This is a genomic window from Rhizobium sp. 57MFTsu3.2 (genome assembly GCF_012932765.1).
Lineage (GTDB): Bacteria > Pseudomonadota > Alphaproteobacteria > Rhizobiales > Rhizobiaceae > Rhizobium > Rhizobium altiplani.
Window position 1 is genome coordinate 218,196 of sequence record NZ_JDWI01000001.1, and the last position, 26,212, is coordinate 244,407.

Annotated in this window: 28 protein-coding genes; 19 read left to right on the forward strand and 9 right to left on the reverse strand. The window is 60.7% G+C overall.

Annotated elements, in window-relative coordinates; translation table 11 throughout:
* Positions 1-11 precede the first annotated feature (11 nt).
* From ugpE to rsmI, 5 genes are all read right to left on the reverse strand, one after another.
* Positions 12-854, reverse strand: a complete 843-nt coding sequence (gene ugpE, locus AF71_RS01060; RefSeq protein WP_018116826.1) for a sn-glycerol-3-phosphate ABC transporter permease UgpE — start codon at positions 852-854, stop codon at positions 12-14.
* 9 nt (positions 855-863) lie between these two features.
* Positions 864-1,745 (reverse strand): ABC transporter permease subunit, encoded by an 882-nt coding sequence (locus AF71_RS01065; protein ID WP_169679302.1) that lies wholly within the window; start codon positions 1,743-1,745, stop codon positions 864-866.
* Between the two features lie 76 nt (positions 1,746-1,821).
* Entirely contained in the window at positions 1,822-3,120 is a 1,299-nt protein-coding gene (locus AF71_RS01070; protein ID WP_113470533.1) for an extracellular solute-binding protein, read from the reverse strand.
* 87 nt (positions 3,121-3,207) lie between these two features.
* Entirely contained in the window at positions 3,208-3,612 is a 405-nt protein-coding gene (locus AF71_RS01075) for a YraN family protein (RefSeq protein ID WP_169679305.1), read from the reverse strand.
* Positions 3,602-4,504 (reverse strand): 16S rRNA (cytidine(1402)-2'-O)-methyltransferase, encoded by a 903-nt coding sequence (gene rsmI / locus AF71_RS01080; RefSeq protein WP_018116830.1) that lies wholly within the window; start codon positions 4,502-4,504, stop codon positions 3,602-3,604. Before rsmI ends, AF71_RS01075 begins: the two co-directional genes overlap by 11 nt.
* Before the next feature lie 270 nt (positions 4,505-4,774).
* On the opposite strand from rsmI, the gene dnaN reads away from it, so the two are divergent.
* The 7 genes from dnaN (at position 4,775) to AF71_RS01115 (ending at position 9,733) form a co-directional block, all read left to right on the forward strand.
* On the forward strand, positions 4,775-5,893 hold the full coding sequence (gene dnaN, locus AF71_RS01085) for a DNA polymerase III subunit beta (RefSeq protein ID WP_169679308.1): 1,119 nt from the start codon (positions 4,775-4,777) through the stop codon (positions 5,891-5,893).
* A gap of 117 nt (positions 5,894-6,010) precedes the next feature.
* A complete protein-coding gene (gene pmtA, locus AF71_RS01090) occupies positions 6,011-6,604 on the forward strand; it encodes a phospholipid N-methyltransferase PmtA (protein WP_018116832.1) in 594 nt (197 codons plus the stop codon).
* Between the two features lie 4 nt (positions 6,605-6,608).
* Positions 6,609-7,196, forward strand: a complete 588-nt coding sequence (locus tag AF71_RS01095; RefSeq protein WP_018855184.1) for a histidine phosphatase family protein — start codon at positions 6,609-6,611, stop codon at positions 7,194-7,196.
* A 1-nt stretch (position 7,197) separates the two neighbouring features.
* Entirely contained in the window at positions 7,198-7,890 is a 693-nt protein-coding gene (pyrF, locus tag AF71_RS01100; protein ID WP_062371405.1) for an orotidine-5'-phosphate decarboxylase, read from the forward strand.
* Positions 7,891-7,917: 27 nt separating this feature from the next.
* Positions 7,918-8,205: a DUF1330 domain-containing protein gene (locus tag AF71_RS01105; RefSeq protein WP_018855186.1), complete on the forward strand. Its 288-nt coding sequence runs from the start codon at positions 7,918-7,920 to the stop codon at positions 8,203-8,205.
* 112 nt (positions 8,206-8,317) lie between these two features.
* Positions 8,318-9,298, forward strand: coding sequence for a complex I NDUFA9 subunit family protein (locus tag AF71_RS01110; RefSeq protein ID WP_169679311.1), 981 nt, complete (start codon positions 8,318-8,320; stop codon positions 9,296-9,298).
* Between the two features lie 282 nt (positions 9,299-9,580).
* Positions 9,581-9,733, forward strand: coding sequence for a hypothetical protein (locus AF71_RS01115; protein ID WP_007799501.1), 153 nt, complete (start codon positions 9,581-9,583; stop codon positions 9,731-9,733).
* 107 nt (positions 9,734-9,840) lie between these two features.
* Here AF71_RS01115 and AF71_RS01120 read toward each other — a convergent pair whose 3' ends face one another.
* The gene (locus AF71_RS01120; RefSeq protein WP_018116837.1) at positions 9,841-10,638 is read right to left on the reverse strand and encodes an undecaprenyl-diphosphate phosphatase; all 798 of its coding nucleotides are present in this window, start codon (positions 10,636-10,638) and stop codon (positions 9,841-9,843) included.
* 249 nt (positions 10,639-10,887) lie between these two features.
* On the opposite strand from AF71_RS01120, the gene AF71_RS01125 reads away from it, so the two are divergent.
* The 3 genes from AF71_RS01125 to AF71_RS01135 are packed head-to-tail and all read left to right on the forward strand — an operon-like array spanning position 10,888 to position 13,613.
* Complete coding sequence (locus AF71_RS01125) at positions 10,888-11,580, forward strand: glutathione S-transferase family protein (protein WP_018116838.1); 693 nt, start codon at positions 10,888-10,890, stop codon at positions 11,578-11,580.
* Positions 11,581-11,592: 12 nt separating this feature from the next.
* On the forward strand, positions 11,593-12,741 hold the full coding sequence (queG, locus tag AF71_RS01130) for a tRNA epoxyqueuosine(34) reductase QueG (RefSeq protein ID WP_169679314.1): 1,149 nt from the start codon (positions 11,593-11,595) through the stop codon (positions 12,739-12,741).
* Entirely contained in the window at positions 12,741-13,613 is an 873-nt protein-coding gene (locus tag AF71_RS01135; RefSeq protein WP_018116840.1) for an SDR family oxidoreductase, read from the forward strand. Before queG ends, AF71_RS01135 begins: the two co-directional genes overlap by 1 nt.
* Before the next feature lie 7 nt (positions 13,614-13,620).
* Here the strand turns inward: AF71_RS01135 and AF71_RS01140 are convergent, their stop codons facing one another.
* Complete coding sequence (locus AF71_RS01140) at positions 13,621-14,835, reverse strand: MFS transporter (RefSeq protein WP_062371411.1); 1,215 nt, start codon at positions 14,833-14,835, stop codon at positions 13,621-13,623.
* Between the two features lie 597 nt (positions 14,836-15,432).
* Here AF71_RS01140 and AF71_RS01145 point away from each other — a divergent pair.
* From AF71_RS01145 to AF71_RS01175, 7 genes are all read left to right on the forward strand, one after another.
* On the forward strand, positions 15,433-15,795 hold the full coding sequence (locus AF71_RS01145) for a septal ring lytic transglycosylase RlpA family protein (RefSeq protein WP_018116842.1): 363 nt from the start codon (positions 15,433-15,435) through the stop codon (positions 15,793-15,795).
* 153 nt (positions 15,796-15,948) lie between these two features.
* A complete protein-coding gene (locus tag AF71_RS01150; RefSeq protein ID WP_169679317.1) occupies positions 15,949-17,238 on the forward strand; it encodes an RsmB/NOP family class I SAM-dependent RNA methyltransferase in 1,290 nt (429 codons plus the stop codon).
* Positions 17,239-17,578: 340 nt separating this feature from the next.
* Complete coding sequence (locus AF71_RS01155; protein ID WP_113470527.1) at positions 17,579-18,859, forward strand: imelysin family protein; 1,281 nt, start codon at positions 17,579-17,581, stop codon at positions 18,857-18,859.
* A 48-nt stretch (positions 18,860-18,907) separates the two neighbouring features.
* Complete coding sequence (locus AF71_RS01160) at positions 18,908-20,446, forward strand: di-heme oxidoredictase family protein (RefSeq protein WP_169679320.1); 1,539 nt, start codon at positions 18,908-18,910, stop codon at positions 20,444-20,446.
* Entirely contained in the window at positions 20,446-21,543 is a 1,098-nt protein-coding gene (locus AF71_RS01165; protein WP_169679323.1) for an imelysin family protein, read from the forward strand. Before AF71_RS01160 ends, AF71_RS01165 begins: the two co-directional genes overlap by 1 nt.
* A gap of 4 nt (positions 21,544-21,547) precedes the next feature.
* Positions 21,548-22,636 (forward strand): DUF1513 domain-containing protein, encoded by a 1,089-nt coding sequence (locus AF71_RS01170; protein WP_169679325.1) that lies wholly within the window; start codon positions 21,548-21,550, stop codon positions 22,634-22,636.
* A 61-nt stretch (positions 22,637-22,697) separates the two neighbouring features.
* Positions 22,698-23,150: a TspO/MBR family protein gene (locus AF71_RS01175; protein WP_169679328.1), complete on the forward strand. Its 453-nt coding sequence runs from the start codon at positions 22,698-22,700 to the stop codon at positions 23,148-23,150.
* Here AF71_RS01175 and AF71_RS01180 read toward each other — a convergent pair.
* Positions 23,147-23,722, reverse strand: a complete 576-nt coding sequence (locus tag AF71_RS01180; protein ID WP_169679331.1) for a dienelactone hydrolase family protein — start codon at positions 23,720-23,722, stop codon at positions 23,147-23,149. The genes AF71_RS01175 and AF71_RS01180 overlap by 4 nt on opposite strands.
* A gap of 44 nt (positions 23,723-23,766) precedes the next feature.
* The gene (locus AF71_RS01185; protein ID WP_169679334.1) at positions 23,767-24,843 is read right to left on the reverse strand and encodes a GH25 family lysozyme; all 1,077 of its coding nucleotides are present in this window, start codon (positions 24,841-24,843) and stop codon (positions 23,767-23,769) included.
* 241 nt (positions 24,844-25,084) lie between these two features.
* On the opposite strand from AF71_RS01185, the gene AF71_RS01190 reads away from it, so the two are divergent.
* A complete protein-coding gene (locus AF71_RS01190; protein WP_025658634.1) occupies positions 25,085-25,534 on the forward strand; it encodes a PaaI family thioesterase in 450 nt (149 codons plus the stop codon).
* Positions 25,531-26,169, forward strand: a complete 639-nt coding sequence (locus AF71_RS01195) for a 5'-methylthioadenosine/S-adenosylhomocysteine nucleosidase (protein WP_062371429.1) — start codon at positions 25,531-25,533, stop codon at positions 26,167-26,169. Before AF71_RS01190 ends, AF71_RS01195 begins: the two co-directional genes overlap by 4 nt.
* The last annotated feature ends 43 nt before the right edge of the window (positions 26,170-26,212 follow it).

The window sequence follows — 26,212 nt, forward strand, 5'->3', positions numbered from 1 at the left end:
CGGCGTTTCCTTTACTTGTCGCTTTCGGTGAGGCCCTTGATGAACCAGCGCTGGAACACCACGACGATGATGACAGGCGGTAGCATCGCGAGGATCGCGATCGCAAAGGCTTCGTTGTAATCGGGGATCTGAGCGCCGACCCAGACCAGCAGGATCTGCTTGATGCCGCGTACCAGCGTGTAGAAGCTCTCGTCATTGGTCATCAGCATTGGCCAGAGATACTGGTTCCAGCCATAGACGAACATGATGATGAAGATGGCTGCCACCATCGTCTTCGAGAGCGGCACGATGACGTCGAAGAAGAACTTGATCGGGCCGGCGCCGTCGATGCGCGCCGCCTCGAGCAGCTCGTCCGGGATCGATTTGAAGAACTGCCGGAAAAAGAAGGTGCCGGTTGCCGAGGCGAGTAGCGGCACGATCAGGCCGGTATAGGTGTTGATGAGGTGCAGTTGGTGCATCACCTCGTAGGAAGGAAGGATGCGGACCTCGAGCGGCAGCAGCAAGGTCGTGAAGATCATCCAGAAAAACAGCGTTCCAAGTCGAAAGCGGAAATAGACGATCGCATAGGCGGCGAGCATCGACAGCACGATCTTTCCGACGGCAAAGCCGATACCGAGGATCAGCGAGTTCATCAGCATCCGCATGCCGGTCACCTGTCCGGTGAAACCACCTTCGCGGTTCAGGACCGCATTGTAGGTCTCGACGAAATGGTTCCCCCACCTGAGCGTCAAACCGTTGCGGTGAATTTCGGCCGCCTCGTGCGTCGAGGTGAAGAAGGCGACAACGACGGGCGCCATCATGACGAAGACGCCCAGGAGCAGGATAATGTGATCGGTTATCTTGAGACGATACATTGCGCCCCCTCAATTGTAGTGAACGCGCCGCTCAAGGAAGCGGAACTGGAAGACCGTGAGCACGAAGACGACAATCATCAGGATTACCGACTGGGCCGAGGAGCCGCCGAGGTCGTTGCCACGGAAGCCGTCCATGTAGACCTTGTAGACAAGGGTGATCGGATTGTTGGCGGCCTTGTCCTTCACGATCACGTCGACGATACCGAAGGTATCGAACAGCGAATAGGTGACGTTGATGACGAAGAGGAAGAAGGCAGTCGGCGCCAGGAGCGGCAGGATGACGGTCCAGAAGCGGCGGAAGCCCGAGCGGCAGTCGAGCGCCGCAGCCTCGCGAACGGAAACGGGAATGCCCTGAAGGCCAGAGAGAAAGAAGATGAAATTATACGGGACCTGCTTCCAAACGGAGACGACCACCATCGCAAAGGCCGTGTCGAAGTAGTTCAGGCCGATCTTCATGTCCCAGCCGAACAAGGCGGCGAAACGCACGAAGGGGCCTATGTGCTGGTCGAAGAACATCATGCCGATCAGGCCGGCGACCGGCGGGGCGATCGCATAGACCGAAATTAGCACGGTCTTGTATGCCGAGCTGCCGCGAATGACAGCGTCCGCCTTGACCGCCAGCAGGAGGCCAAGCGACAGCGAGAAAAACGTGACAAGCGCCGTGAAGATCGCCGTAAAGCCGGCAATCGAGCGGTACTCCGCGCTTTCGAGGATGCCCTTGTAATTGTCGAAGCCCACGAAGGTGGAGCCGAAGCCGAAGGGATCCTCAAGGAAGAACGAGGACTTCACCGCCTGAACGGACGGCCAATAGAAGAAAATGAAAATCACCGCCATCTGCGGCAGCAGGAAGAGATAAGGCAGCGTTGGCGACGAAAACTGCACGCGCTTCATGGCGAGACCTTTTTGCAAAGCGGTTCCGGAGACGGCCAACGCCCCCGGAACCGTTGTCTTTCAGCAATGGGCTAGATCAGCCGGCAGTCTTGGCAAAACGCTCGAGGAGCTGGTTGCCTTCCTTCTCGATGGTGTCGAAAGCGTCCTTGACGGAGGTTTCGCCCGAGAAGATGCGGCCGTATTCGCGTTCCATTATTTCGCGGATCTGCGGGTAGAAGCCGAGGCGGTAGCCCTTCGACCATTCGCCATCATCCAGCTTCAGCTGCTTGATACCGACTTCGGCAACCGGCTCCTTGTCGTAGTAGCCTTCCTTCTTGGCGAGCTCGTAGGCTGCCTCGGTGATGGCGACGTAACCGGTTGCCTGGTGGTAGAACTTCTGGATCTCAGGCGAGGTCAGGAACTGGAAGAAGTCGGCAACGCACTTGTTCTCCTCAGCCGACTTGCCGGACATTGCGAAGAGCGCCGCGCCGCCGATGAAGCTGTGGGTGCCGGCGCCCTTGATCGCACCCCAATACGGCAGGAAGGTTGCCGAGAAGGGCATCGTTGCCGTCTTCTTCAGGCCGCCGAAGGAGCCCGAGGAACCAATCCAGAGAGCGACCTTGCCTTCTTCGAAGGGCTTCTGGTTGTCGTTCCAGCCGGCGCCGTAGTACTTGAAGTAGCCTTCGTCGGACCAGGCCTTCAGCTTGTCGAACATCATGATGAGGTTCGGATCGGTGACCTTGAGCTTGGTGTCGACAACGCTGTCGTAGCCGTTGTTGTTGGTGGCGAACTGGATGTTGTTGCGCGAGAAGAAGTTCTCGGTGAATTCCCAGGTCAACTGCGACTGGACGAGCGGGATATAGCCGGCCTCCTTGAGCTTCGGAGCAATTGCTTCGAACTCTTCCCAGGTCTTCGGAGCTTCGACGCCAGCCTTCTTCAGCGCTTCCGGATTGATGTACATAATCGGTGCGGAAGAGTTGAAGGGCATGCCGACGAACTTGCCGTCAGCGGCGGCGTAGAAATAGCGAACGCCGGGAATGAAGGCATTGCGGTCGAACTTGTAGCCGGCGTCCTTGATCAGGTCTTCGGCCGGAACGACAGCTCCCTTGGCGTTGATGATGGTTGCTGCACCTGCGTCGAAGACCTGCAGAATGTTCGGCTGTTCGCCCGAACGGAAGGCCGCGATGCCGGCGGCAAGTGCTTCTTCATATGTGCCCTTGCTGACCGGGGTCAGGGCGCAGGCGGACTGCGCAGCGTTGAACTTCTGTGCAACCTCATTGATGACTTCGCCGTTGCGGCCGCCCATGCCGTGCCACCAGGTGATGTTGGTCGCAGCAAAGGACGACGACGCCGAAAAGCTGACCGCCATGGCGGCCATAGAAATTTTCTTGAACATGGCTAATCCCTCTCCACCAATTGTTGGGGTGAGGAGTGCAATAGAGGCCTTCCATGACGCCTCCTTGATGGTTTCATGACAGGACTGTTACAGCCGGATTCTTTTGCACGCGATTGCAATGACGTCAGAAGGCATTCGGAAAGTTCGCGGCAGGCGGCCGGGCAGGATGGCCACGATGTCGTAACGCCGCGAAAGCAAAGCATAATCGCGTTGTCGCTGTAGCCACAGATCGCTGGCCGCTCTGATGCGGTTTTGCGCTGTAGGAGACACGGCGTCGATCGCGCTCATCTCCTCGCGCCGCGCCTTCACTTCAACAAAAATCGCCAGGTTGCGCTTACGTGCAATGATGTCTATTTCCCGGAGCTTGGTGCGATAGCGCAGCGCGACGATGCGATAGCCCTTCAGCATACGATAAAGAGCAGCGAGATACTCGGAGACCTGGCCCCGGCCGAGCGCCCTGCGGCGGTCGGCAGCAGCAGCCCTATCGCCCATCGCCGCCCTTCATGTCGAGAAGCCGCTGGTAGAGTTCCTTCTTGGAGACGCCAGTCAGCTTCGATGCCTCGGCTGCCGCTTTGGAGGTCGGCAGGGTTCTTGCCAGATAGGCCAAGATCGCATCGACATCGGCAGCTTCGACCACCCGTTCGGGAGGAGGACCTATGACCAGCACGATCTCGCCTTTGACGTTGTCGACATCGGCGTAGTGGGCAGCCAGCGTCCCTAGGGTACCACGGCGAAACTCTTCGAAGGCCTTGGTCAGTTCGCGACAGACGCAAGCCGACCGGTCTGCACCGAGCACATCGGCGGCGGCGGCAAGGGTCGCAGCAATGCGATGCGGCGATTCAAAGAACATCAGCGTCGCGGGGGCTGCCTCTAACTCCGCCAGCCGATCGCGACGGGCCTTGTCCTTGGTCGGCAGAAAACCGGCGAACAAGAATGCATCATTCGGCAGGCCGGAACCCACGAGAGCCGCAAGCGGTGCCGAGGCACCGGGGATTGGCACGACGCGATAGCCGGCCTCGATGGCGCTCTGTGCGAGGCGATAGCCGGGATCGGAGACCAGGGGCGTTCCGGCGTCCGAGACGAGAGCGACTGACTTGCCGGCCTCCAGCGCCTGCAGGAGCCGCGGACCAGCCTCGTCGGCATTGTGTTCGTGATAGGCATAGGGGCGGTTCTGAATGCCAAAACGGTCGAGCAAGACGCGGGTGACGCGCGTGTCTTCGCAGGCCAGCACATCGGCGCCGGCAAGCGTTTCCAACGCACGCAGCGTGATGTCGCCGAGATTGCCGATCGGCGTCGCAACGAGGTAAAGCGCCGGCTCCAACGGTCGTGCCGGAACGGACATATTGTGCAGGCGGAAGCTGCGTTGCCTGCCGCCATCGGCCATCACATCGTCATTGCTCAAGGTATCGATACTCTCCTCTGGTTTCCGCTTTTATGGGCGAGACCCCGCCGTTCGGCAAGGCCGCAGCAATTTCTGTGTGCATTGCACCGGAAAACGGCAAATGCACTGGCGCGGCCATTCGCGCCTCTTGCAATCGGTCTCAAAATCCTGCCATTTTGCCTATCCACTCTATGGTCCCTTTTGGGCAAAGGCATTCCTTGCGGCGCGCAACATGCGCGCTCAAGCAGTAACGGTCGAAAGCGGTAGCATCCCATGCGTATTACAATTGAGCGGTCCAACCTTTTGAAGTCGCTGAACCACGTGCATCGCGTGGTCGAACGCCGGAACACGATCCCGATTCTGTCCAACATCCTGCTGCGCGCCGATGGCCAGAATCTGGACATGAAGGCGACCGACCTCGATCTCGAAGTGACCGAAGCGACGCCTGCGAATGTCGAACAGGCCGGCGCCACTACGGTCCCCGCCCATCTTCTTTACGACATTGTGCGCAAGCTGCCTGATGGCTCCGAAGTTCTGCTGGCGACCAGCACCGACGGCGGCTCGATGACCGTCCAGTCCGGTCGTTCCAAGTTCTCGTTGCAGTGCCTGCCGGAGTCGGACTTCCCTGACCTCACCGCCGGCACCTTCAGCCATACCTTCAAACTGAAGGCGACCGATCTCAAGATGCTGATCGATCGCACCCAGTTCGCGATCTCGACCGAGGAAACCCGCTACTATCTGAACGGTATCTTCTTCCACACCATCGAGAGCAAAGGCGACCTGAAGCTGCGTGCCGTCGCAACCGATGGCCACCGCCTCGCCCGCGCCGACGTGGATGCACCATCCGGCTCGGAGGGCATGCCCGGCATCATCATCCCGCGCAAGACCGTCGGCGAACTGCAGAAGCTCGTCGATGTGCCTGATGCGATGGTGACCGTGGAAGTCTCGGACGCCAAGATCCGCCTCAGCATCGGCTCGATCGTCATGACCTCGAAGCTCATCGACGGCACGTTCCCGGACTACCAGCGCGTCATCCCGACCAACAACGACAAGGAAATGCGCGTCGATTGCACGACGTTCGCTCAGGCCGTCGACCGCGTGTCGACGATCTCCTCTGAGCGCGGTCGCGCCGTCAAGCTCGCCCTCTCCGACGGCCAATTGCTGCTCACCGTCAACAATCCGGATTCCGGCAGCGCAACCGAAGAAGTCGCGGTCGGCTACGACACCGACTCGATGGAAATCGGCTTCAACGCCAAATACCTGCTTGATATCACCGCGCAGCTTTCCGGCGATGAAGCGATCTTCCTGCTCGCCGACGCCGGCTCGCCGACGCTCATTCGCGACACGGCTGGCGACGATGCCCTTTATGTGCTGATGCCGATGCGCGTCTAGCCGCGCGTCGCATCTACGGTGCAAACTTTGCCAATTGCGACGTCAGGCCTTGTTTTTCGGCGGAACTGACTGCAATTAGAGAGCGGGCTGTTTTGTTGCATATCTAGGAGGACGGGCATGGCGTTGCGCCTAAAGGAACGGCTGGGCAAAAAATTCGATGAAGAAATCCGCTTCTTCAAAGGAATGATGCAGGGGCCGAAGACTGTCGGTTCGATTGTTCCCACCTCCTCCATAACGGCCCGCAAGATGGCAAGCGTCATCAACCCGCATTCGGGACTGCCGGTCCTTGAGCTCGGCCCGGGTACCGGCGCAATCACCAAGGCCATTCTTGGTCGCGGCGTGAAACCCGAGAAGCTGGTCGCCGTCGAATATTCGACGGATTTCTACGAGCACCTGGTCCGGCTCTATCCGGGCGTGAACTTCATCAACGGCGATGCGTTCAATCTCGACAAGACGCTCGGATCGATGAAGGATCAGACGTTCGATTCCGTTGTATCCGCCGTCCCGCTTTTGAATTTCCCGATGCAGGCGCGCATCGCGCTGCTCGAAAGCCTGCTCGACCGCTTGCCGGCAGGCCGCCCCGTTGTCCAGATCTCCTACGGCCCGGTGTCGCCGATCATCGCGCGGCCGGATCGCTACCATATCCAGCACTTCGACTTTATCGTCCGCAACATTCCGCCGGCACAGCTCTGGATCTACCGACGCGGCTGACCCGGTGTTCGGCCTCTACGTCACCCATCCGCAGGTGAGGATCGACGCAGCGGTTCCCGTGCCGAAATGGGGGCTGTCGGAGATCGGCGCCGCACGCGCCCACAAGGCCGCCGAACGCCGCTGGGCAAAGCAGCTGCGCCGCATCGTTTCCAGCGACGAGACAAAGGCGATCGAGACTGCCGAGATCCTTGCAGCCGCAGCGGAGGTGACCGTCGAGATTGTCCACGACATGCATGAGAACGACCGCTCGGCGACCGGTTTCATGCCGCCCCCCGAGTTCGAGAAGGCCGCAGATTGGTTCTTTGCACATCCCGAGGCGAGCTTCAAAGGCTGGGAGCGCGCGATCGACGCCCAGCGGCGTATCGTTTCCGCCGTCACAGATATCCTCGCGTCGCACAATCCCGCCCTTCCCATCGCATTCGTCGGCCATGGAGGCGTGGGCACGCTGCTCAAGTGCCACCTTGAGGGCCGCCCGATCCGGCGTGATGGCGATCAACCGGGAGGCGGTGGCAATCTCTACTGTTTCAGCCTTGCGGATCGACGCCCGTCGTGCGACTGGACGCCTATCGAAGAATGGCAGGGATGGATGTGAGATGGACGTACGCGAACGCCTGATCGTCGGGCTGGATGTTCCAACACTTGGCGAGGCCGAAAGGATCGTCCATACGCTCGGCGACGACGTCGTCTTCTACAAGATCGGATATCAGCTGGCTTTTGCCGGCGGCCTGGAATTTGCGCGCGATCTTGCCAAGAGCGGCAAGAAGATCTTCCTCGACATGAAGCTGCTCGACATCGACAACACGGTTGCATCGGGTGTCGAGAACATCGTCAAGATGGGCATGTCGATGCTGACGCTGCATGCCTATCCGAAGGCGATGAAGGCCGCCGTCGAGGCCGCCAAGGGCTCCGACCTCTGCCTGCTCGGCGTGACCGTACTGACGTCGATGGACGAGCAGGACCTGGTCGCGGCCGGCTACGAATACGATCCGCATACGCTGGTTTTGCGCCGCGCCGAACAGGCCCACCTCGCCGGTATGGGCGGCATCGTGTGCTCCGCAGAGGAATCGGCGGCCGTGCGCAAGATCATCGGCCCCGATATGGCGCTGGTCACGCCGGGCATTCGCCCTGCCGGCGCCGACAAGGGCGACCAGAAGCGCGTGATGACGCCGGCTGACGCACTGAAGGCCGGCTCCAGCCATCTGGTCGTTGCCCGCCCGATCGTGAAGGCAGCCGATCCCCGCGAAGCGGCTCGTGCAATCCTCGCCGAAATGTCGGCGGCCCTTTAATAGTCTGACAAACAGGGAGGACCTGAAATGGCAAAGGCATATTGGATCGCACGCGTCGATGTTCGTGATGTCGAGCGCTACAAGGACTACGTCGCAGCAGGAAAGCTAGCCTTCGATAAGTATGGCGCCAACTTCCTCGCCCGGGGCGGCGCGATCACCGAGCTCGAGGGCAAGTCCCGCGCACGCAATGTTGTGATCGAGTTTCCCTCGATGCAGCACGCTGTCGATTGCTATAATTCGCCGGAATACCAGATCGCTGCGAAAATCCGCCAGGAAATCGCCGACGCCGAAATGGTCGTCGTCGAAGGCATCTAAGACGAGTTCTCAGCCGTGAGATCTGCGGCGCGATGACCCTTTTCGTCGGGTCGCGATTGGTCTAAGACGAAACCAGATCGACCACACAACCGAGCCTTTCGAGGAGCCTGTCATGACCCTTGCCAACCTGCCGCCACTCGTTACCGTGTTCGGAGGGTCCGGCTTCATCGGCAGGCACGTCGTCCGTGAACTCGCAAAGCGCGGCTATCGCATCCGCGTCGCCGTTCGCCGCCCGGATCTCGCCGGCTTCCTGCAGCCGCTCGGCAATGTCGGCCAGATCTCCTTCGTTCAGGCAAACCTTCGCTACCGCAACTCCATCGACCGTGCCGTCGACGGAGCCGACTTTGTCGTGAACTGCGTCGGCATTCTGCACGAAGCCGGCCGCAACTCCTTCGAGGCGGTTCAGGAGTTTGGCGCACGTGCTGTCGCTGAAGCCGCTCGCGGCGTCGGCGCCAAGCTGATCCACATCTCAGCAATCGGCGCAAACGCGCACTCCGATTCAGCCTACGCCCGCACCAAGGGCCGCGCAGAGGCAGCGATCCACGCGATCAAGCCGGATGCCATCATCTACCGCCCGTCCGTCGTCTTCGGTCCCGAGGACAGCTTCTTCAACAAGTTCGCCGACATGGCGCGCATCGCGCCGGCGCTGCCGCTGGTCGGCGGCGGCAAGACGAAGTTCCAGCCGGTCTATGTCGTCGACGTGGCCGAGGCCGTGGCAAAGGCAATCGAGGGCAAGGTGACCGCAGGCCAGGTTTACGAGCTTGGTGGCCCCGAGGTGCTGACCTTCCGCGAATGTCTCGAGGTCATGCTCAAGACAACCTGGCGCAAGAATCGTCTGGTTTCGCTTCCCTTTGGCATTGCCTCGCTCATCGGCAGCATCGCCTCGCTTATTCCGTTCGTCACACCGCCGATCACCGCCGACCAGGTGCGTCTGCTGAAGAAGGACAATGTCGTTTCGAAGGAAGCAGAAACCGAAGGCCGGACACTGAAGGGTATCGGCGTCACACCGACGCTGGTGAACTCGGTCATCGGCTCTTACCTCGTGCAGTACCGCCCGCACGGGCAGTACACCGGATCGGGCAAGGCGGCCTGAGAGCTGCGACCTTCCCAAAGCAACACGCCGCTCGCGACCTTCACGGGCGGCGTTTCTCGTGGAAGGTTTTTTCAGAATCGCAGAAGTTGTGAACGCTTTTTTCCCTGTAGCAGACCGGCACTCGTTGCATAAAAGTCGCACGTAAAAATTAGCGGAATTAACACCAAATTTAGCAGGAACATTTATTGCTATTTGTCATTCCACTGACTACACACCCCGCGCGTTTCCCAATGGACTCAGCGCCTTGACGGCGCACTAACGACTTTTGAAAGGCTTTCTTCGATGGGTAGGTCAATCGCGCTCCTGTTTGCGTGTGCGGCGCTGGTTATTCTGGCAGGCTCCTTCATTGCGCCCGGATCGGTTGCAGCGGTGAAGGGTGAGTGCTCGCCGGCCTACGGTGTCGATCCCTGCGAGACCGGCTCGATCAGCCGATAATAAAAAACCGGCGCTCTTCACGCCGGTTTTTTTCTTGCCTTGCTTTCGGTAGTGGAACTGATCCGCATCCGCGCCACAAGGACTCGGATGCGTCGATCAAGTGCGTCTCAGGCGATCATGCCTAATGCCGCCATGCCGAGCAGGATAGCGCCGAGAATGATGCGGTAGATTGCAAACACCGTAAACCGGTTGCTCCTGATGTAGGACAGCAGCCATTTCACGGCGATAAACGCAACAATCGTCGAGACGATGAAAGCGATGCCGAGGCTCGTCCAATCCTCGTTTGCAGCCCCGCCATCCTTGAACGTCTTCAGCAGTTCGTAGCCGCTTGCGGCATACATGGTCGGGATGCCAACCAGGAAGGCGAATTCGGTCGCGGCGGCGCGATTGCCGGTGCCGGCCAGCATGGCAACGAAAATCGTGGCGCCGGAGCGCGACGTTCCCGGGAAGACGCCGGCCACCACCTGGGCAATACCGACCAAGATGGCGACGAGCCAGGTAATCTCCTTGTGAGGCGGTCGACGAGCGGCGGCCCATTCGGCAAAGATCATCCAGATACCGCCGATGATCAGCGCCCAGGCAATCGGCGTCGCATTCTCCGGCAGTTGGAAGCCGAGCTTCTTGACGACCAGTCCGAGGATCGCCGTGATGAGAAACGCGACGATCAGCTTGGCCGCGTAAGTGCGATTGCGCGGATCACGCCAGCCCAGGACGAGATCCAGGAGGCGACGCCAGTAAATAATGGTGACGGCGAGAATCGCGCCCGCCTGAATGACGATGTTGAACATGTCCGACCGGTGGCCGAGCCATTGCTCAGCGATGATAAGGTGGCCGGTGCTCGAAATCGGCAGAAACTCGGTAATTCCCTCTATTATGCCTAGAATTATAGAGTTCACATAATCCATACATTCTCTCCGTGGAGTTTGGTCGGGCTTTGATTGGGGTTATGGCGTCCGGAAATGACGAAGGCAGGGCGGGAAAACAAAAATCCGTTTTTCGAGCACGCCCACCTCCTTTGTCAGGGAGTTGGCTACCCGACTCGCTTGTATTGAAAGGGCCAAGCTCCTATAGCTTCAACGAATAAGTCATGACTAGGGCGCTATGATCATCGCGCTCCCGCAACATGCCACACACCTCAAAAAATCCGAGAATCAATGCCCACGCTCTATCATCATCCCATGTCATCCGCATCACGCTTCGTTCGGCTGATCCTGACGGAGTACGGCTATCAGGCGGACCTGATCGAGGAGCAGACCTGGGAAAAGCGCCGGGATTTCCTCGCGCTCAACCCGGCCGGAACCTTGCCGGTTTATGTCGATGACAGCATGCGGGCGTTGTGCGGCGCGGCTGTGATCTCCGAGTATCTCGACGAGACGCACGGCGTGCTCAAGCGTGATCGCCGGCTCCTGGCGGAAGATCCATTCCAGCGCGCCGAGATTCGCCGGCTGACGGAATGGTTCATGCAGAAGATGGAAACAGACGTGACCAAGCCGCTCGCCCGCGAGCGGGTCTACAAGCTGCAGATGACGGCGGACCAGGGCGGCGGCGCGCCTGATTCCAAGATCCTCCGCACGGCGCGGGCGAATATCCGCCAGCACATGAAATATCTGGGCTGGCTTGCCGGCTCCCGACAGTGGCTGGCCGGCGACCGCATGAGTTATGCAGATCTCGCTGCTGCCTCGGCCGTTTCCATTCTCGACTATCTCGGTGAAATCGACTGGTCGGAAGCTCCTCTTGTCAAGGAGTGGTATCAGCGCCTGAAGTCGCGTCCATCCTTCCGGCCGTTGCTCACCGAGCGCGTGCGGGGCCTGACCCCGGTTTCGCACTACGCCGACCTGGATTTCTGACGAGGGCCTTCAATGGCCATGGAAAACAAGGACCAGAAACGCCGCGATACCCTCACCGCCTTCGTTCGGTCGGAGGCGAAGGCCTTGGGTTTCGACCTCTGTCGCATCACGCGACCCGACGCCATACCGGAAGCCAAGGAGCGGCTCGGCGAATTCATTGACGCCGGGCGGCATGGAACGATGGAGTGGATGGCGGAGACCCGCGACAGGCGCGGCGATCCACGCACGCTCTGGAGCGACGTCCGGTCGATCGTCGTCTTCGGCCTCAATTACGGACCGGATGAAGATCCGCGCGAGATTCTGACAAAACCCGGCAAGGCTGCAATCTCGGTCTACGCGCGCAATCGCGACTATCACGACATCATCAAGGGGCGATTGAAGGAGATCGCAACACGCTTTGCGGCGCGCGCCGGGGCGGATGTGAAGGTCTTTGTCGACACGGCTCCGGTGATGGAAAAACCGCTCGCGGCAGCGGCCGGCCTCGGCTGGCAGGGCAAGCATACGAACCTCGTCAGCCGCGAGCACGGATCATGGCTTTTCCTCGGCTCGATGTTCACGACCGCGGATCTGAACATCGACGCGCCGGAGATTGACCACTGTGGCTCCTGCCGCGCCTGTCTCGATATCTGCCCGACGAAGGCCTTTCCCGGTCCCTACCAGATCGACGCACGGCGCTGCGTCTCCTACCTGACCATCGAGCACAAGGGGCCGATCGACCCGGCGTTGCGGTCCCTGATCGGCAACCGGATCTATGGCTGCGACGACTGTCTCGCCGCCTGCCCATGGAACAAATTTGCCCATGAGGCCTCCGAGATGAAGCTGCAGGCCCGGGAGGACTTGAAGGAGCCATCGATCGAGTATCTGCTCGGCCTCGATGATGCCGCCTTTCGCACATTCTTCAGCGGCTCGCCCGTCAAGCGTATCGGCCGCGATCGGTTCATCCGCAATGTGCTCATTGCCGCCGGCAATTCGAACGATCGCCGATTTGTCGAGCAGTGTCGGAAACTGTCAGAGGATCCCTCCCCGGTCGTACGCGGCATGGCAATTTGGGCCATGTCGCGCCTTCTCGAGGCTGGCGAATTTTCTGCCTTTGCGGCACAAAGGCCAGATGAGTCGGATAGCGATGTCCTGAGTGAATGGCGCCTGGCGGGAGCAGTTTGATGCAAGTGATGATTTTCGGCTGCGGCTATTCGGGCACGGCGATCGCCAAGGCTTTCATGGCGGACGGCGCGCGTGTCTCCGGTACGACGCGCTCGGAAGACAAGGCAGCTGCCCTGCGTGGCCAGGGCATCGACGCTTTCGTGTTTGACGGCGACGTGCTGGACGAGAAATTGAGCGAGGCGATGCGGGGCGCGACCCATCTCGTCCAATCCATTGCGCCGCGCGATAATGGTGATGCGCTGATCAGGCTCGCTGGCGACCGTCTGAAGGAGATGATGCCCAAGCTCCAGTGGATCGGCTATCTCTCGACGGTCGGCGTCTATGGCGATCACAAGGGAAATTGGGTCACCGAAGAAATGCCCTGCACGCCGGTTTCCGGCCGCTCGAAGGAGCGGCTGGAAGCAGAAGACGGCTGGATGGCCATCGGCGCCGCCATCAATGTTCCGGCGGCGGTTCTCCGCCTCTCCGGTATCTACGGGCCAGGCCGCAATGCCCTTTGCAATCTGGAACGCGGTACCGCACGGCGATTGATCAAGAAGGATCAGGTTTTCAACCGGATCCGGGTTGAGGATATCGGCGCGGCGACGCGGTTCCTCGCCGACCGTGGGCTCGGCGGCATATATAATGTGACCGACGATCTGCCCGGCCCGCCTCAGGACGTCATCGTCGAAGCAGCCCGGCTGCTGGGCGTCGAGCCGCCGCCGGAGCAGCCATTCGAAACTGCCGAGCTCACCCCGATGGCGCGGTCCTTCTACGGCGAGAACAAGCGGGTCTCGAACGCCAAGCTGAAGGCGGCGGGCTTTATCTTCGCCTTCCCGACCTATCCCGCCTCGCTCGCGCAGCTGATGCAGAGCAACAGCTGGCGAGGATAGCGACGCCTCAAATCGAGACGCCGAGCGCCGGCTCGGCCTTTACCCGTGCGAGCGGCGGGAATGCGAGGGCTATTGCGGCTGCGCCGAGCCCGACCAGAGCGGATCCGATGAAGAGCCACGAGTAGTTGTCAAAGGTGTCGAAGATCCATCCGCCGATAAGAGGACCGAAGGCCATCCCGAGGCTGGAGAGCATCGTCGCCGCGCCGAACACCGTACCGATGATGCGTGGCCCGAAATATTCTCGCGCCAGAACAGCATAGAGCGGCATCACGCCGCCATAGGCGCTGCCGAAGATAATGGCGAGGGCGTAGAATTCGCCGAGCCTGCTGACGAAGAGGTAGGTCGCAAGCGCAATCGCCTGGACGAGCAAACCGGCGACGAGGACCGGCTTCACCCCGACCCTGTCGGCCAGCCCGCCATAGAGAAGCCGGCCGCCGAGCCCCGCAAGTCCCTCGACGCTATAGATGCTGACTGCGGCCATTGGCGCTATGCCGCAGATCGTCGCGTAACTGACCATGTGAAAGATCGGACCGGAATGCGCAGCGCAGCAGGCGAAGAACGTCAGCCCCAACACAATGAATTGTGGCGATCGGAACACCCGCGAGAGCGAAGGTTGTTCCCCGCTTGTTGCAGTGGCGGTCGCGCCGTCCCCTGCCTCTGCCGGCGGGCGCCGAACCAGCAAGGCTGCCGGAAGCAGCAGGACCCAGGCAGTGATGCCGATCAGCAGCATCGCGGTTCGCCAATCATAGGCAGAAATGAGCCAGCGTGCGAAAGGTGAGATCGTCATGGGCGCGACACCCATGCCGGCAGAGACCAGGGAGACGGCGAGGCTGCGGTTCTCCTCGAACCACCCGGTCGTCGTCGCGATCATTGGCGCGAAGAAGGTGCTGGCGGCAAGCCCGACCAAAATCCCGTAGGTCAGCTGAAACTGCAGAAGCGATTCCGCGCGGCTTGCCAACACAAGGGCCAGGCCAAGGCCGGCAGCACCGATCAGAACGACAACCCGCGCGCCGAAGCGATCGCTCGCAGTGCCCCACAGGAAACCGCCAATCCCCATGACAATGAAATTAAGTGTCATCGCGCTCGCAATGCCAGCGTGCGACCAGCCGGTCTCGGTCGCGATTGGCTCCTGGAAGATTGCCAGGGAGAACATCGCGCCGAGTGCAACGCAGGTCATCAACGCCCCGGCAGAAACAATGATCCAACGATAAGGTATGCTCATGATTTCGCAGCCTCCCTGCCCAATTTGAACGAGGCGCGCACTGCTTGCGCGCTTGCAAGCTAAAGACGTTTGAATGTCACCGTTTTGGACACGCTCGGGGCGTTTTTTATGCTATGCCGCAGCGACTTCCGTCGACTTGCATATCACGACTTGCCTGCGGGGCGAGAGCGGGCGGCAGACTTTTCGTCTTGCGATTGTATTTGTCGATCACAAATAGCGCGGTTTCAGGGTAGGAAATTTCTACTTCCTGCATTCGGCGCATATAATATAGCGCCTGATTATGGTTAACGGCCTCTGAATTTGCGCAAATGAGGCACTAATTATGGCAATCGCGCAAAATTATTTTCGTTAATTTTGTGATCTTTGGTTGCGTGGATCAGGCCTTGCAAAAAACGTTCTAATTTTACTTGATTTCATTATCTTTTTTCCCAATCATTCGATTTTCTGTGGCGCACATGCCGCGCATCTAGCCATCACGTATATTACACTTTGTAATATTCCGTGATAATTGGGGGCACTTTTTCGCCACACTTGGCCGGATTCAACCCTCCCACCGCCCACAAGGCGTGAGTTCAACAATTGAGGGGACAATCCGTTTTGAAGAAAATCTGCCGTTCTGTCATCGCCGCAGCAACAATTGCAGCTTGCTCTACTATCCTTCCCGTTGAAGGATTTGCTGCAAATGGTTGCGGTGGCGCTTCATGGTACGCACTTCGCTCCAAAACCGCCTCCGGGGAACGTATGAACCCGACCATCAATACTGCAGCACATCGTTCGCTGGCATTTGGCACGAAGCTGAAAGTTACCAACAGCAAAAACGGACGCAGCGTCGTCGTCCGCGTCAATGATCGTGGCCCATTCATTCGCGGCCGCGTCCTCGATCTCTCCCGCGCTGCCGCCCAGAACATTGGCATGGTCAGCAGTGGCACGGCAAAGGTCTGCTACGAAGTCATAGGCTAAGCGTTCGCCCGTACACGAACGGGTCGCTTGCTCTTGCCGCCAATCGCGTCTACGACGCGGTCTAGACTTGTGTACTATCCGCTGCGTCTGTCGCGCTTCCTGCGGATTGTTCACAAGCCCGGTATTTTGATCCAGGCGATAGGAGCTGTTTGAATGCGGTTGGGCGGTCGGCTCGAAGGGGCGATTTCGGTTCTTGCAGATATCGATGCCCGCAGACGGCCTGTCGCCGATGCATTGAAGGACTGGGGTCTTGCCCATCGGTTTGCCGGATCGGGCGATCGCGCCGCGATCGGCAATATCGTCTACGATGCCCTTCGCATGCGCCTCTCCCACGCCTGGCTGATGGACGATGACAGCGCATCCGCTATCGCCCACGCCGTGATGTTCCGGCAGTGGGGTTTCACGCCAGAAAGCCTCGCCGCGGAACTCGCAGACGACAAGTTCGCACCAAGCCCGCTTTCGCAAGCTCAGCTTTCCGCTTTCAACAGCCGCCAGCTGGCCGACGCGCCCGCTCACATCCAGGGCGATATTCCCGAATGGGTCCAGCCCTCGTTTGAAAGCGCCTTCAACGATCACTGGATCGTCGAGGCGCAGGCCCTCGCCGGGCGTCCGACCCTCGATCTGCGCGCCAACATCCTGAAGGCGACCCGCGACAAGACAGTCAAGGCGCTCGAAAGAGCCGGCGCACAAGAGGCGGCGATCGCGCGTTACGGCATCCGGATTCCCGCCGGCGAAGGCGCCTCAAGGCTGCCAAACGTGACCGCCGAGCTTTCGTTCCAGAAAGGCTGGTTCGAAGTGCAGGACGAGGGGTCGCAGATCGTTGCCGATCTCGTGCTCCCAAAAGACGGCGAACAGGTTCTCGACTACTGTGCCGGTGGTGGCGGCAAGACGCTCGCCATGTCGGCGGCGATGCACAACAAGGGCCAGGTTCACGCCTATGATGCCGACCGCAAGCGGCTCGCGCCGATCATCGAACGGCTGAAGCGTGCCGGAACGCGCAATGTCCAGGTGCACGATGACGCCAAGGCTCTGAAGAGCCTGAGCGATCGCTGCGACAAGGTGCTCGTCGATGCGCCATGCACGGGAACCGGGACCTGGCGGCGGCGGCCCGACACCAAGTGGCGCCTGACCGCGAAGAACCTCGACGAGCGCACGACCCAGCAGCAGGACGCGCTCAAGCAGGCGAGCGCCTTTGTCCGTCCGGGCGGAGAACTGATCTACGTGACCTGCTCGGTGCTGCCGCAGGAAAACGAGGAGCAGGTCCGGCGTTTCACCGCAGAAAACGGCGACTACGAGATTGTCAGCGCCCTGCCTGCGTGGGATGGACTGTTCGGAAAGGACAGCCCACGTCCTCGTTCGTCCGACGGCAAGACCATCACGCTGACACCCGCCTCCACCGATACGGACGGTTTCTTCTTCTGCCGCATGCAGAGGAAAGGCTGAGCCCTCGCTCAGCCGGCAGACTTCTGACAAAGCCGTCAACTCAATTGATTTTCTGAGGGCGAGATACCCATCGCCGTCATACCGGCCTCGAGCCGGTATCCAGCGCGATCAAGTCCTTGATCGCGAAAAACTCTTCAGCCCCGCAGACGCGCGGCGGGCTGGATTCCGGCTCAAGGCCGGAATGACGGAGAAGCAGGGGGTGTCAAAACAACAAGAGGTTCGTCAGACCGCGCGAATACACTTAAAATCATTCCAAACTAGAGTGTTTGACACCAGTTTGCTTTTGGGCGAAGAGATTTTTCGTCGGACCTCAGACGGAAAGTCCGCACAGGAGAGGATCATGAAACTCAACAAGAATTTCCGCGCAGCCGTGGCGCTGGCGCTGGCCCCAGCCGCTCTGCTGGCCATTCCCGCTTACGCGGCCCCGGATGCTGCTGCAGTTGTAAAACACTACGCCGACGTTGCGCATGCCAAATACGAAGACTCGCTGACGACGGCCAAGGCCCTCGACGCGGCAATCGACGCCCTGCTCAAGGACCCGACCGACAAGACATTGAAGGCTGCCCGCGCCGCGTGGATCAAGGCACGCATCCCTTACCAGCAGACGGAAGTCTATCGCTTCGGCAACCCGATCGTTGACGACTGGGAAGGCAAGGTCAACGCCTGGCCCCTCGACGAAGGCCTGATCGATTACGTCGATGCGTCCTACGGCACCGAGAGCGACGAGAACGCGCTCTACGTCGCCAATGTCATCGCCAACAAGACGATCAAGATCGACGGCAAGGATGTCGACGCGTCCAAGCTGACTCCTGAATTCCTGTCCGGCACGCTGGCCGAAGCCGGCGGCGTCGAAGCCAACGTCGCAACGGGCTATCATGCCATCGAATTCCTGCTCTGGGGCCAGGACCTGAACGGCACCGGTCCCGGAGCTGGCAACCGCCCTGCCACGGACTACGACCTGAAGAATTGCACGCACGGCAATTGCGATCGCCGTGCCGAATATCTGAAGTCCGCCTCGACGCTGCTGGTCTCCGACCTTCAGGAAATGACCAACAACTGGGCTCCGGAGGGCGAAGCCACCAAGCATGTCGAAGCCGATCCGAAAGCCGGTCTCGTTGCCATTCTGACCGGAATGGGCTCCCTCTCCTACGGTGAACTGGCCGGCGAGCGCATGAAGCTCGGCCTGCTGCTGCACGATCCGGAAGAAGAGCATGATTGCTTCTCGGACAACACCTTCAATTCGCACCTCAACGACGCGATCGGCATCGCCGCTGCCTACACGGGCGACTACACCCGCGTCGACGGCACGAAGATGAAGGGACCGTCGCTGCACGATCTCGTCGCAGACAAGGACGAGAAGCTCGACAAGGAAATGCGGGCCAAACTCGACGCGACGCTCAAGGCAATGAATGTCATGGCGAAGCGCGGTCTGAACGTCGAGAAGTACGACCAGATGATCGGCGAAGGCAACAAGAAGGGCAACGCCGTCGTTCAGGCCGCCATCGACGGTCTCGTCGACCAGACCAAGACGGTGCAGCGCGTTATTGCCGCACTCGATCTCGGCACGGTGAAGCTTGAAGGTTCCGACAGCTTGGATAATCCTGGCGCGGTCTTCCAATAAGTGAAAAGGCGGGCCGCTTCGTTCGACGCAGCGGCCCGAAACTCTCGAATGCCTCCCAGACCGGCTCGTCGTCTTCTCAGTTGCGCAGCATTTTGCGCCGCGATTGCCGGATTCTCCGTTGCGCTGGCATCCGGGTTCGATCTTCCGACGAAACGACGCGACCTTTCCGACGCGGATATGAAGCGCGTCGCCGATGTCACGCGGCCGACCACGGATTTTTCCAAGGCCGAGCAATACGAAGCGATGCAGGCCGGCGGCGCCACCTCCATCGATCCGGTCACGCAGGATTCCTTTTCGCATATCTCGGCGACAATCCCCTTTGAAGAAGAACAGCCGTTCCGGCTCGGAAATGCCCTTTTCAAGAAGCTCTGGGTCTCCGCCCCTTCCTCGACGCAGGCCTCAGATGGTCTGGGGCCACTCTTCAATGCCCGCTCCTGCATGAGTTGCCACTTGAACGACGGCCGCGGCAAGCCGCCGGAAGGTGGCGTCAGTGCCACCTCGATGTTCCTGCGCCTGTCGCGCCGGGCGACAACGCCTGATGAGCAGCGGGCGATTGCCAGCGCCGAAGTCGTCAATTTCCCGGACCCAATCTACGGCCACCAGTTGCAGGATCTTGCGGTTCCAGGGCTTCCCTCAGAGGGCAAGATGGCTATCCGCTACACCGAGGAGCCCGTGACGCTCGGCGACGGCGAGACCATCTCGCTCCGCCGTCCGACATACGAAGTGACCGACCTCGGCTATGGGCCACTCGACCCAACAACGACGATCTCGCCGCGCGTTGCGCCGGCGATGATCGGGCTCGGGCTGATCGAGGCCATCCCTGAAGCGGACATCCTTGCCCACGCCGATCCGGACGATGCGGACGGCGACGGCATCCACGGCAAGGCGGCCATCGTACGCGACCATCGCACCGGCAAAGTTGCGCTCGGGCGCTTCGGTTGGAAGGCACAGAATGCGAGCGTGCGCGACCAGAGCGCGGATGCCTTCTCCAATGACATTGGCATTTCGACGCCGGACCGACCCGACCCGCATGGCGATTGCACAGAAGCCGAAGCCAAGTGCGGGAAGATGCCGACCGGCGTGCAGAAGCGCCTTGGCAAGGAGGAGGCCCCCGGCCCGATCCTCGACCTCGTCACCTTCTATTCGGCCAACCTTGCCGTTCCTGCCCGCCGCAAGGCGAGCTTCCCCGCGACCCTTCAGGGCAAGAAAATCTTCTACCAAAGCGGCTGCATTTCCTGCCACGTGCCGAAGTTCGTCACGCGGCGCGACAGCGCCGACAAGGCTCAAGCCTTCCAGCTGATCTGGCCCTATTCCGACTTCCTGCTGCACGACATGGGCGAGGGTCTCGCGGACGGACAACAAGTCGGGAGCGCGAACGGACGTGAATGGCGCACGCCGCCGCTATGGGGTATAGGTCTGACCCAGACTGTCAGCGGGCACAGCTTTTTCCTCCACGACGGCCGCGCCAGAAATCTCACCGAAGCGATTCTCTGGCATGGCGGCGAGGCTGAAAAGGCGCGTGACGCTTTCGCATCCCTGCCCGGGGATGACCGGCAGGCACTGATTACATTCCTGGAGTCCCTTTGATGCGCCTTTGGCAACCTCTTGTCCTCTCCCTTGTCCTTGCTACTTCTGCCTTCGCCCAGACTCCTCCCGCACCGCAAGCCGGTCTGAACGAGGAGGCGGTCTCCGGAGTCATGCAGCGGGCGGTCGATGAGGTGATCCGCCCAGGCTATCGCAATGCCCAGCAATCGGCAGCACGCCTGACAACGGCGATGAAGGACCTCTGCGAGGACGCGACGCAGCAGAAGCTGGACAAGGCGCGGTCAGCACTCGACGACATGATCCGCTATTGGTCGGTCATTGAAATCGTTCAGACTGGACCAGTGATACAGGACAATCTCTTCGAGCACATCCTGTTCTACCCCGATCGCAAGGGCGTCGCCCTGAAGCAGGTTCAGGCTCTGATCGCCAGAGCCGATCCCAAGGATACGACTGTCGATGCAATCGCCGGCAAGAGCGTCGCGCTGCAGGGGCTGACTGCGCTCGAATACGTGCTCCACGGCACCGGTTCGGAAGACCTGACGACGCAGAAGAACAGCTTCCGATGCCTCTACGGCGCTGCGATTGCCGGTAACATCCAGCGTGAGGCGGGCGAGGTCGTCGCGGCCTGGGAAAAGCCCGACGGCGTGCAGGGAAGCTGGAAGCATCCCGGCCCGCAAAGCGAAGACTTCATGGACAACAAGGAGGCCATAACCGCTTTGCTCGGCATCCTCGTTCATGGCGCGGAGACCGTTCGCGATCAACGGCTCGAGCAGTTCTACAAGGGCAAGGACGCCACGCCTCGTCCACGCATGGCGATCTACTGGCGCTCCGGGAACACCTGGAAGTCGATGACGGCCAACGTCGAGGGACTTCGCACACTCTGGCAAAAAGCCGGAATGGCCGAGCTCTTGCCAGCCGACAAGAAACCGATCGCCGACACGATCGATGCCAATTTGAAGTCGCTGCTTGAGGCGTTGCAGAAGCTCAACCCCGATATCGAAGTTGCAACAAGCGACGCCGAGAGGGCAAAGCTCGATGCTCTTCTGGTCAGCACGCGTGAGCTGATCACCAAGATCAGCGATGACTATGGCGCGGCAATCGGCCTTTCAGCGGGCTTCTCCTTCTCGGACGGCGACTGAACCCATGTGGAATAGCTCCGCGATCGATCGGCGCAGTTTCGTCAAGGCGGCCGGGCTGACTTTCCTGGCTGCCCTACAGCCGCGAGCGCTCATGGCACTTGAGCGCGCGGATGCGATCTATGCGTCAGGGATGCGGACCGCGAACGGATCCTACGCCGTTGCGACGGTCACGGAGCGCGGCGAGATCGTCGATCAAATCGCCCTTCCGGCACGCGCCCATGGCATGGCCTTCAGCAACGCGACGGGAAAAACCGTCGCCTTTGCGCGCCGCCCCGGCACCTATGCGATGATCTTCGATCCCCGCGGCAAAAACGAGCCGATCACCATTGCAGCCGCCGAGGGGCGCCACTTCTATGGCCATGGCGCCTTCTCGCCGGACGGCCGGATTCTCTATGCCAGCGAGAACGCCTTCGACGCCAACCGCGGCATGATCGGCCTCTACGATGCGACCGGGCGTTTTGAGCGCATAGGAGAGTTCGAGACCTACGGTGTCGGTCCGCATGACATGACCGTGTCCGACGACGGGCGCATGCTGATCGTTGCCAATGGCGGCATTGAAACGCATCCGGATTTCGGCCGCGCCAAGCTCAACCTCTCCAATATGCAGCCTTCGCTGACGCTGATCGATGCGGCAACCGGAGCCCTGATCGAAAAGCACTCCCTCCCATCGCAGTGGGCGCAGCTCTCCACCCGACACGTCGATGTCGACGCGAGGGGCCGCATCTGGTTTGCCTGCCAGTATGAAGGGCACCGCAACGACCTGCCGCCGCTCGTCGGCTCCTTTGCCAAAGGCGAAGACCTGCGCTTCGTCGATCTGCCGGAGGAGACGACGCGCCGGCTTGCCAACTATGTCGGCGCGATCGCAATCAATCGCGGTGAAGGGCTCGTCGGCGTCACGTCTCCCAAGGGCGGCGCGTCCGTGACAATCGATGCGAAGAGCGGACGCGTGCTTCGTGAAGAGATTGTGCCGGATGCGGCAGGGATTGCCGCAGCCAAGGCCGGCTTTGCCGTGTCATCCTATGAAGGCGGATTTTTGTCGACGCAGAGCGACGTTACCTGGGACCAGCACATCGTGCGCATTGCGGCCGTCTGAATTGTGCGCAAAAGATCGCTAGCGATCTGGCTGGAGAGTCCAGCCGCCCTATTTCCGGCGAATGAGCAAAGCCCTGACCTACGTCGTCTTCGTCGCCATCGCACTCGGCGGGGGGCTCGCCATCGGCGTCAACAATCTGCCGGAGGAATGGTATCAATCTCTCGCCAAGCCGCCGTTCAATCCACCTGATTGGATATTCGGACCTGTCTGGCTCACCCTCTATGTTTTGATTGGTATTGCCGGGGCACGGACGTGGTTGCGCGGGCATCTGTCTGTCGGCATGCTTATCTGGGCCTGGCAGATGGTGCTGAACTTTCTATGGTCGCCGTTCTTCTTCGGCCTGCGAATGCTGTCGGCCTCGCTCGTCGTCATTGTGCTGTTGCTCGGACTGATCCTCGGCTTTGCCGCAAACCGCTGGAATTCGGATCGGACCGCCGCCCTGCTCTTCGTGCCCTATGCAGCCTGGGTTGGCTTCGCGACCTTGCTCAACGCCGCGATCGTCTATTTGAACTAGCTATCAGCGAGAAAATCGAGCACGCGCCGTTCGAGAACGGCTGCCGCCGCTGGATCGAAGGCGGCGAGCGACCGATCGGAAAAAAGATGCGCGTCCCCCCGATAGAGGAAAAGCCTGACATCCGCCGACTCGGCAACCAACGCCTTCGCCGCCTCGATATCACCGTCTCCAACGAAGAACGGGTCGGCGTCCATGGCATGGATCTCAGCCCGCAAGCCTTTCGGCCAGGCCGAGCCGAATTCCGAACGCGGCAAGCAGGCGTGAAGGAAGATCGCACCCCGCGCACCGGCACGCGTCTGAGCCAGATATTGTGCCGGGAGCACTCCCAGGGAAAACCCGACATAGACGAGATCGGCTGCAAGGCCATCCACGGCGCGGGCTCCACGTTGGATGATCTCGCCGAAGCCGGTCTCCTGGGCGTGCTGCACGCCCTGCTCCAGCGTGTCGAACGTCCGGCCGGCAACCAGGTCAGGCGTATGTACGACGTGCCCGGCGGCCCGCAGATCGCCAGCAAAAGCGATGACGCCTCGCGTCAATCCAAGCGCGTGGTGAAACAGCACAACCTCTGCCATGGCGAACCTCCCGGTTGTTTCGCGCGGGCGAGACGAGCAGCACCTCAGTCCGATCTGGCGACCCAGTCGTGCCAGTCGGCTTCGCTGCCGTGGAACACATTCAGGTCAATGCGGCCATCAACGCCGTGCGAGATGCCGGAGCCCGAATACTGCCAGAATACCCACCGGCGTCCGGGATAAACCTTCGACGGGTGGGCTGCAACCGAACGCAGCCAGAAGGGATAGTTCAGGAAGGCGCCCTTGAGGTTGTCGCGATAGAAGTCCGGCGCGGTGTAGATGATCGGCCGCTGGCCATAGTGCTGCTCGAGCTTGTCCATGAAGACCTGCATCTTCTCGCGAACCTTCTCGGGCGAGACCCGCCGCTTGCAGCTCGACTCGCCGTTCCATTCGACGTCGATGACCGGTGGCAGAGCCCCGGCTTCGCGGGGAACGTTGCGGATGAACCAGTCCGCCTGTTCGCCCGCGGTGCGGCACCAATAGAAGAAGTGATAGGCGCCCCGCCTCATCCCAGCTTGCTTGGCGTCGCGCCAGTTCTTCCGGAACATCGGATCGAGATGGTCACCGCCGTCGGTCGCCTTGATGTAGACGAAATTCGCACCCTGCGTTCTCAGCTTGTCCCAGTCGATGTCGCCCTGCCAGCGCGAAACGTCGACGCCATGGACGGCAAGCTTTCTGGGCGAGGAAGAGCCGAAATTGATCGGTTTGACGTCGCGGAAACGATGACTGTAGACCCGCGAACGTGTGCGCGGCGTCTCGTCAATTTCGGGCGCTGCGGGCGTCAGGACGGCTGGCACTGCCGTTGCCATCGGCCTTTCCGACGGCACGGGAGCGGTGGCCACTCCGGCCTGTTGTGTGAAGGCTTGCGGCTGAGGCACCGGGCCGGCCCAGGCCAATTCCTCCTGTTGCGGCGCGGCTGGCGTTGGCGCCTCGGCGACATCAGCTGAGGGAACAGGGCTCACCGGCATGACGCTGGCCGGCACGGGCGCGATTGGGCGTGCGACCGAGCTGGTCGTCTCCCGCGACGGGATTCCCGCGACGAGGCTGTCCGGTCCCAAACTGGACGTGCAGCCCGACAAGGCGAGACAAGCAAGGAAGAAAGCTGGCGCAGCCAATAGACGCATAAGAACCCGCACGCAAAACAATTGTCGACGACAGATTCGCTGCCGCCAGGGACCCATCGAAAAGCAATGGCTAACGGAGATTTACCAAAAAAGACTGAATCCAATCTTTACGCCGGGCACGTGCATGCGCGTCAGACAAGCGACCGCATGGCACGGGAGCACTCTGCCAACAGATTTCCGGGAAGCGCTTGTCTGATGCGGCGCAGCATGCCACTTTCGCGATCGCAAGAAAGGCGCGATGATGACCGACAACGACAGCGGCGATTTCCACGAGCGAATCCGCCAGAACTTTACCCGCCAGGCGGCGTTGCATACGCTCGGCGCCGAACTGACCCGCGTCGGGCGGGGGTTGGTGGAGATCGAACTGCCTTTCGACGTCAAGCTCACCCAGCAGCACGGAATTCTGCATGCCGGTGTGATCTCCGCTGCCCTCGATTCCGCTTGCGGCTTGGCGGCCTACAGCGTCATCGACGCCGAGGCGTCCGTTCTGACGATCGAATTCAAGGTCAACCTGCTGTCGCCAGGCCGTGGCGATCGCTTCCTCTTCAGGGGCGAAATCACCAAGCCGGGATCGAACATCATCGTTGCGGACGGGCGCGGCTATGCGATCGGCGACGGACCGGCAAAGCTGATCGCTTCCATGACAAGCACCATGATGATCATCCGTGGCAGAGAGGGCATTTCGGGATGAAGTTTGAGCTGAAATCGGTCGCCGGCAAATCCATTCTCTTCGTGATGGCGGCGGAGGCCGAGTACGGTCCGTTCCTACGCTCCCGCTTCGAGCCGCTGATGACGGGGGTCGGTCCCGTCGAGGCCGCAATCGTCCTCACCCGGGCGCTGGCGCAACTAGCGCAGGCCGATGAGTTGCCCGACCTCGTCGTTTCGCTCGGCTCGGCGGGCTCGGCAAAGCTCGAGCAGACCGAGGTCTATCAGGCCACCTCCGTATCCTATCGCGACATGGATGCATCGCCACTCGGTTTCGAGAAGGGGCGCACGCCGTTCCTCGATCTCCCTGCCACCATCGACCTGCCGCTTAGAATCCCAGGCATTCCGGAGGCAAGCCTGTCGACCGGCGGCAACGTCGTGTCCGGGCAGGCCTATAATGGTATCGCCGCCGATATGGTCGACATGGAGACCTTCGCAATCCTGCGCGCCTGCCAGGCTTACGAACTGCCGCTGATCGGCCTGCGCGGGATTTCCGACGGTGTCGAAGAGTTGCAGCACATCTCCGGCTGGACAGAATACCTGCATGTCATCGACCGCAAGCTTTCCTATGCCGTCGACAGCCTGTTTACGGCGCTGGAAGACGGCGTATTCTGGTTCTAACCCCTGCGGGATAGGGACAATCAGCACAATAAAATCCTCGGCC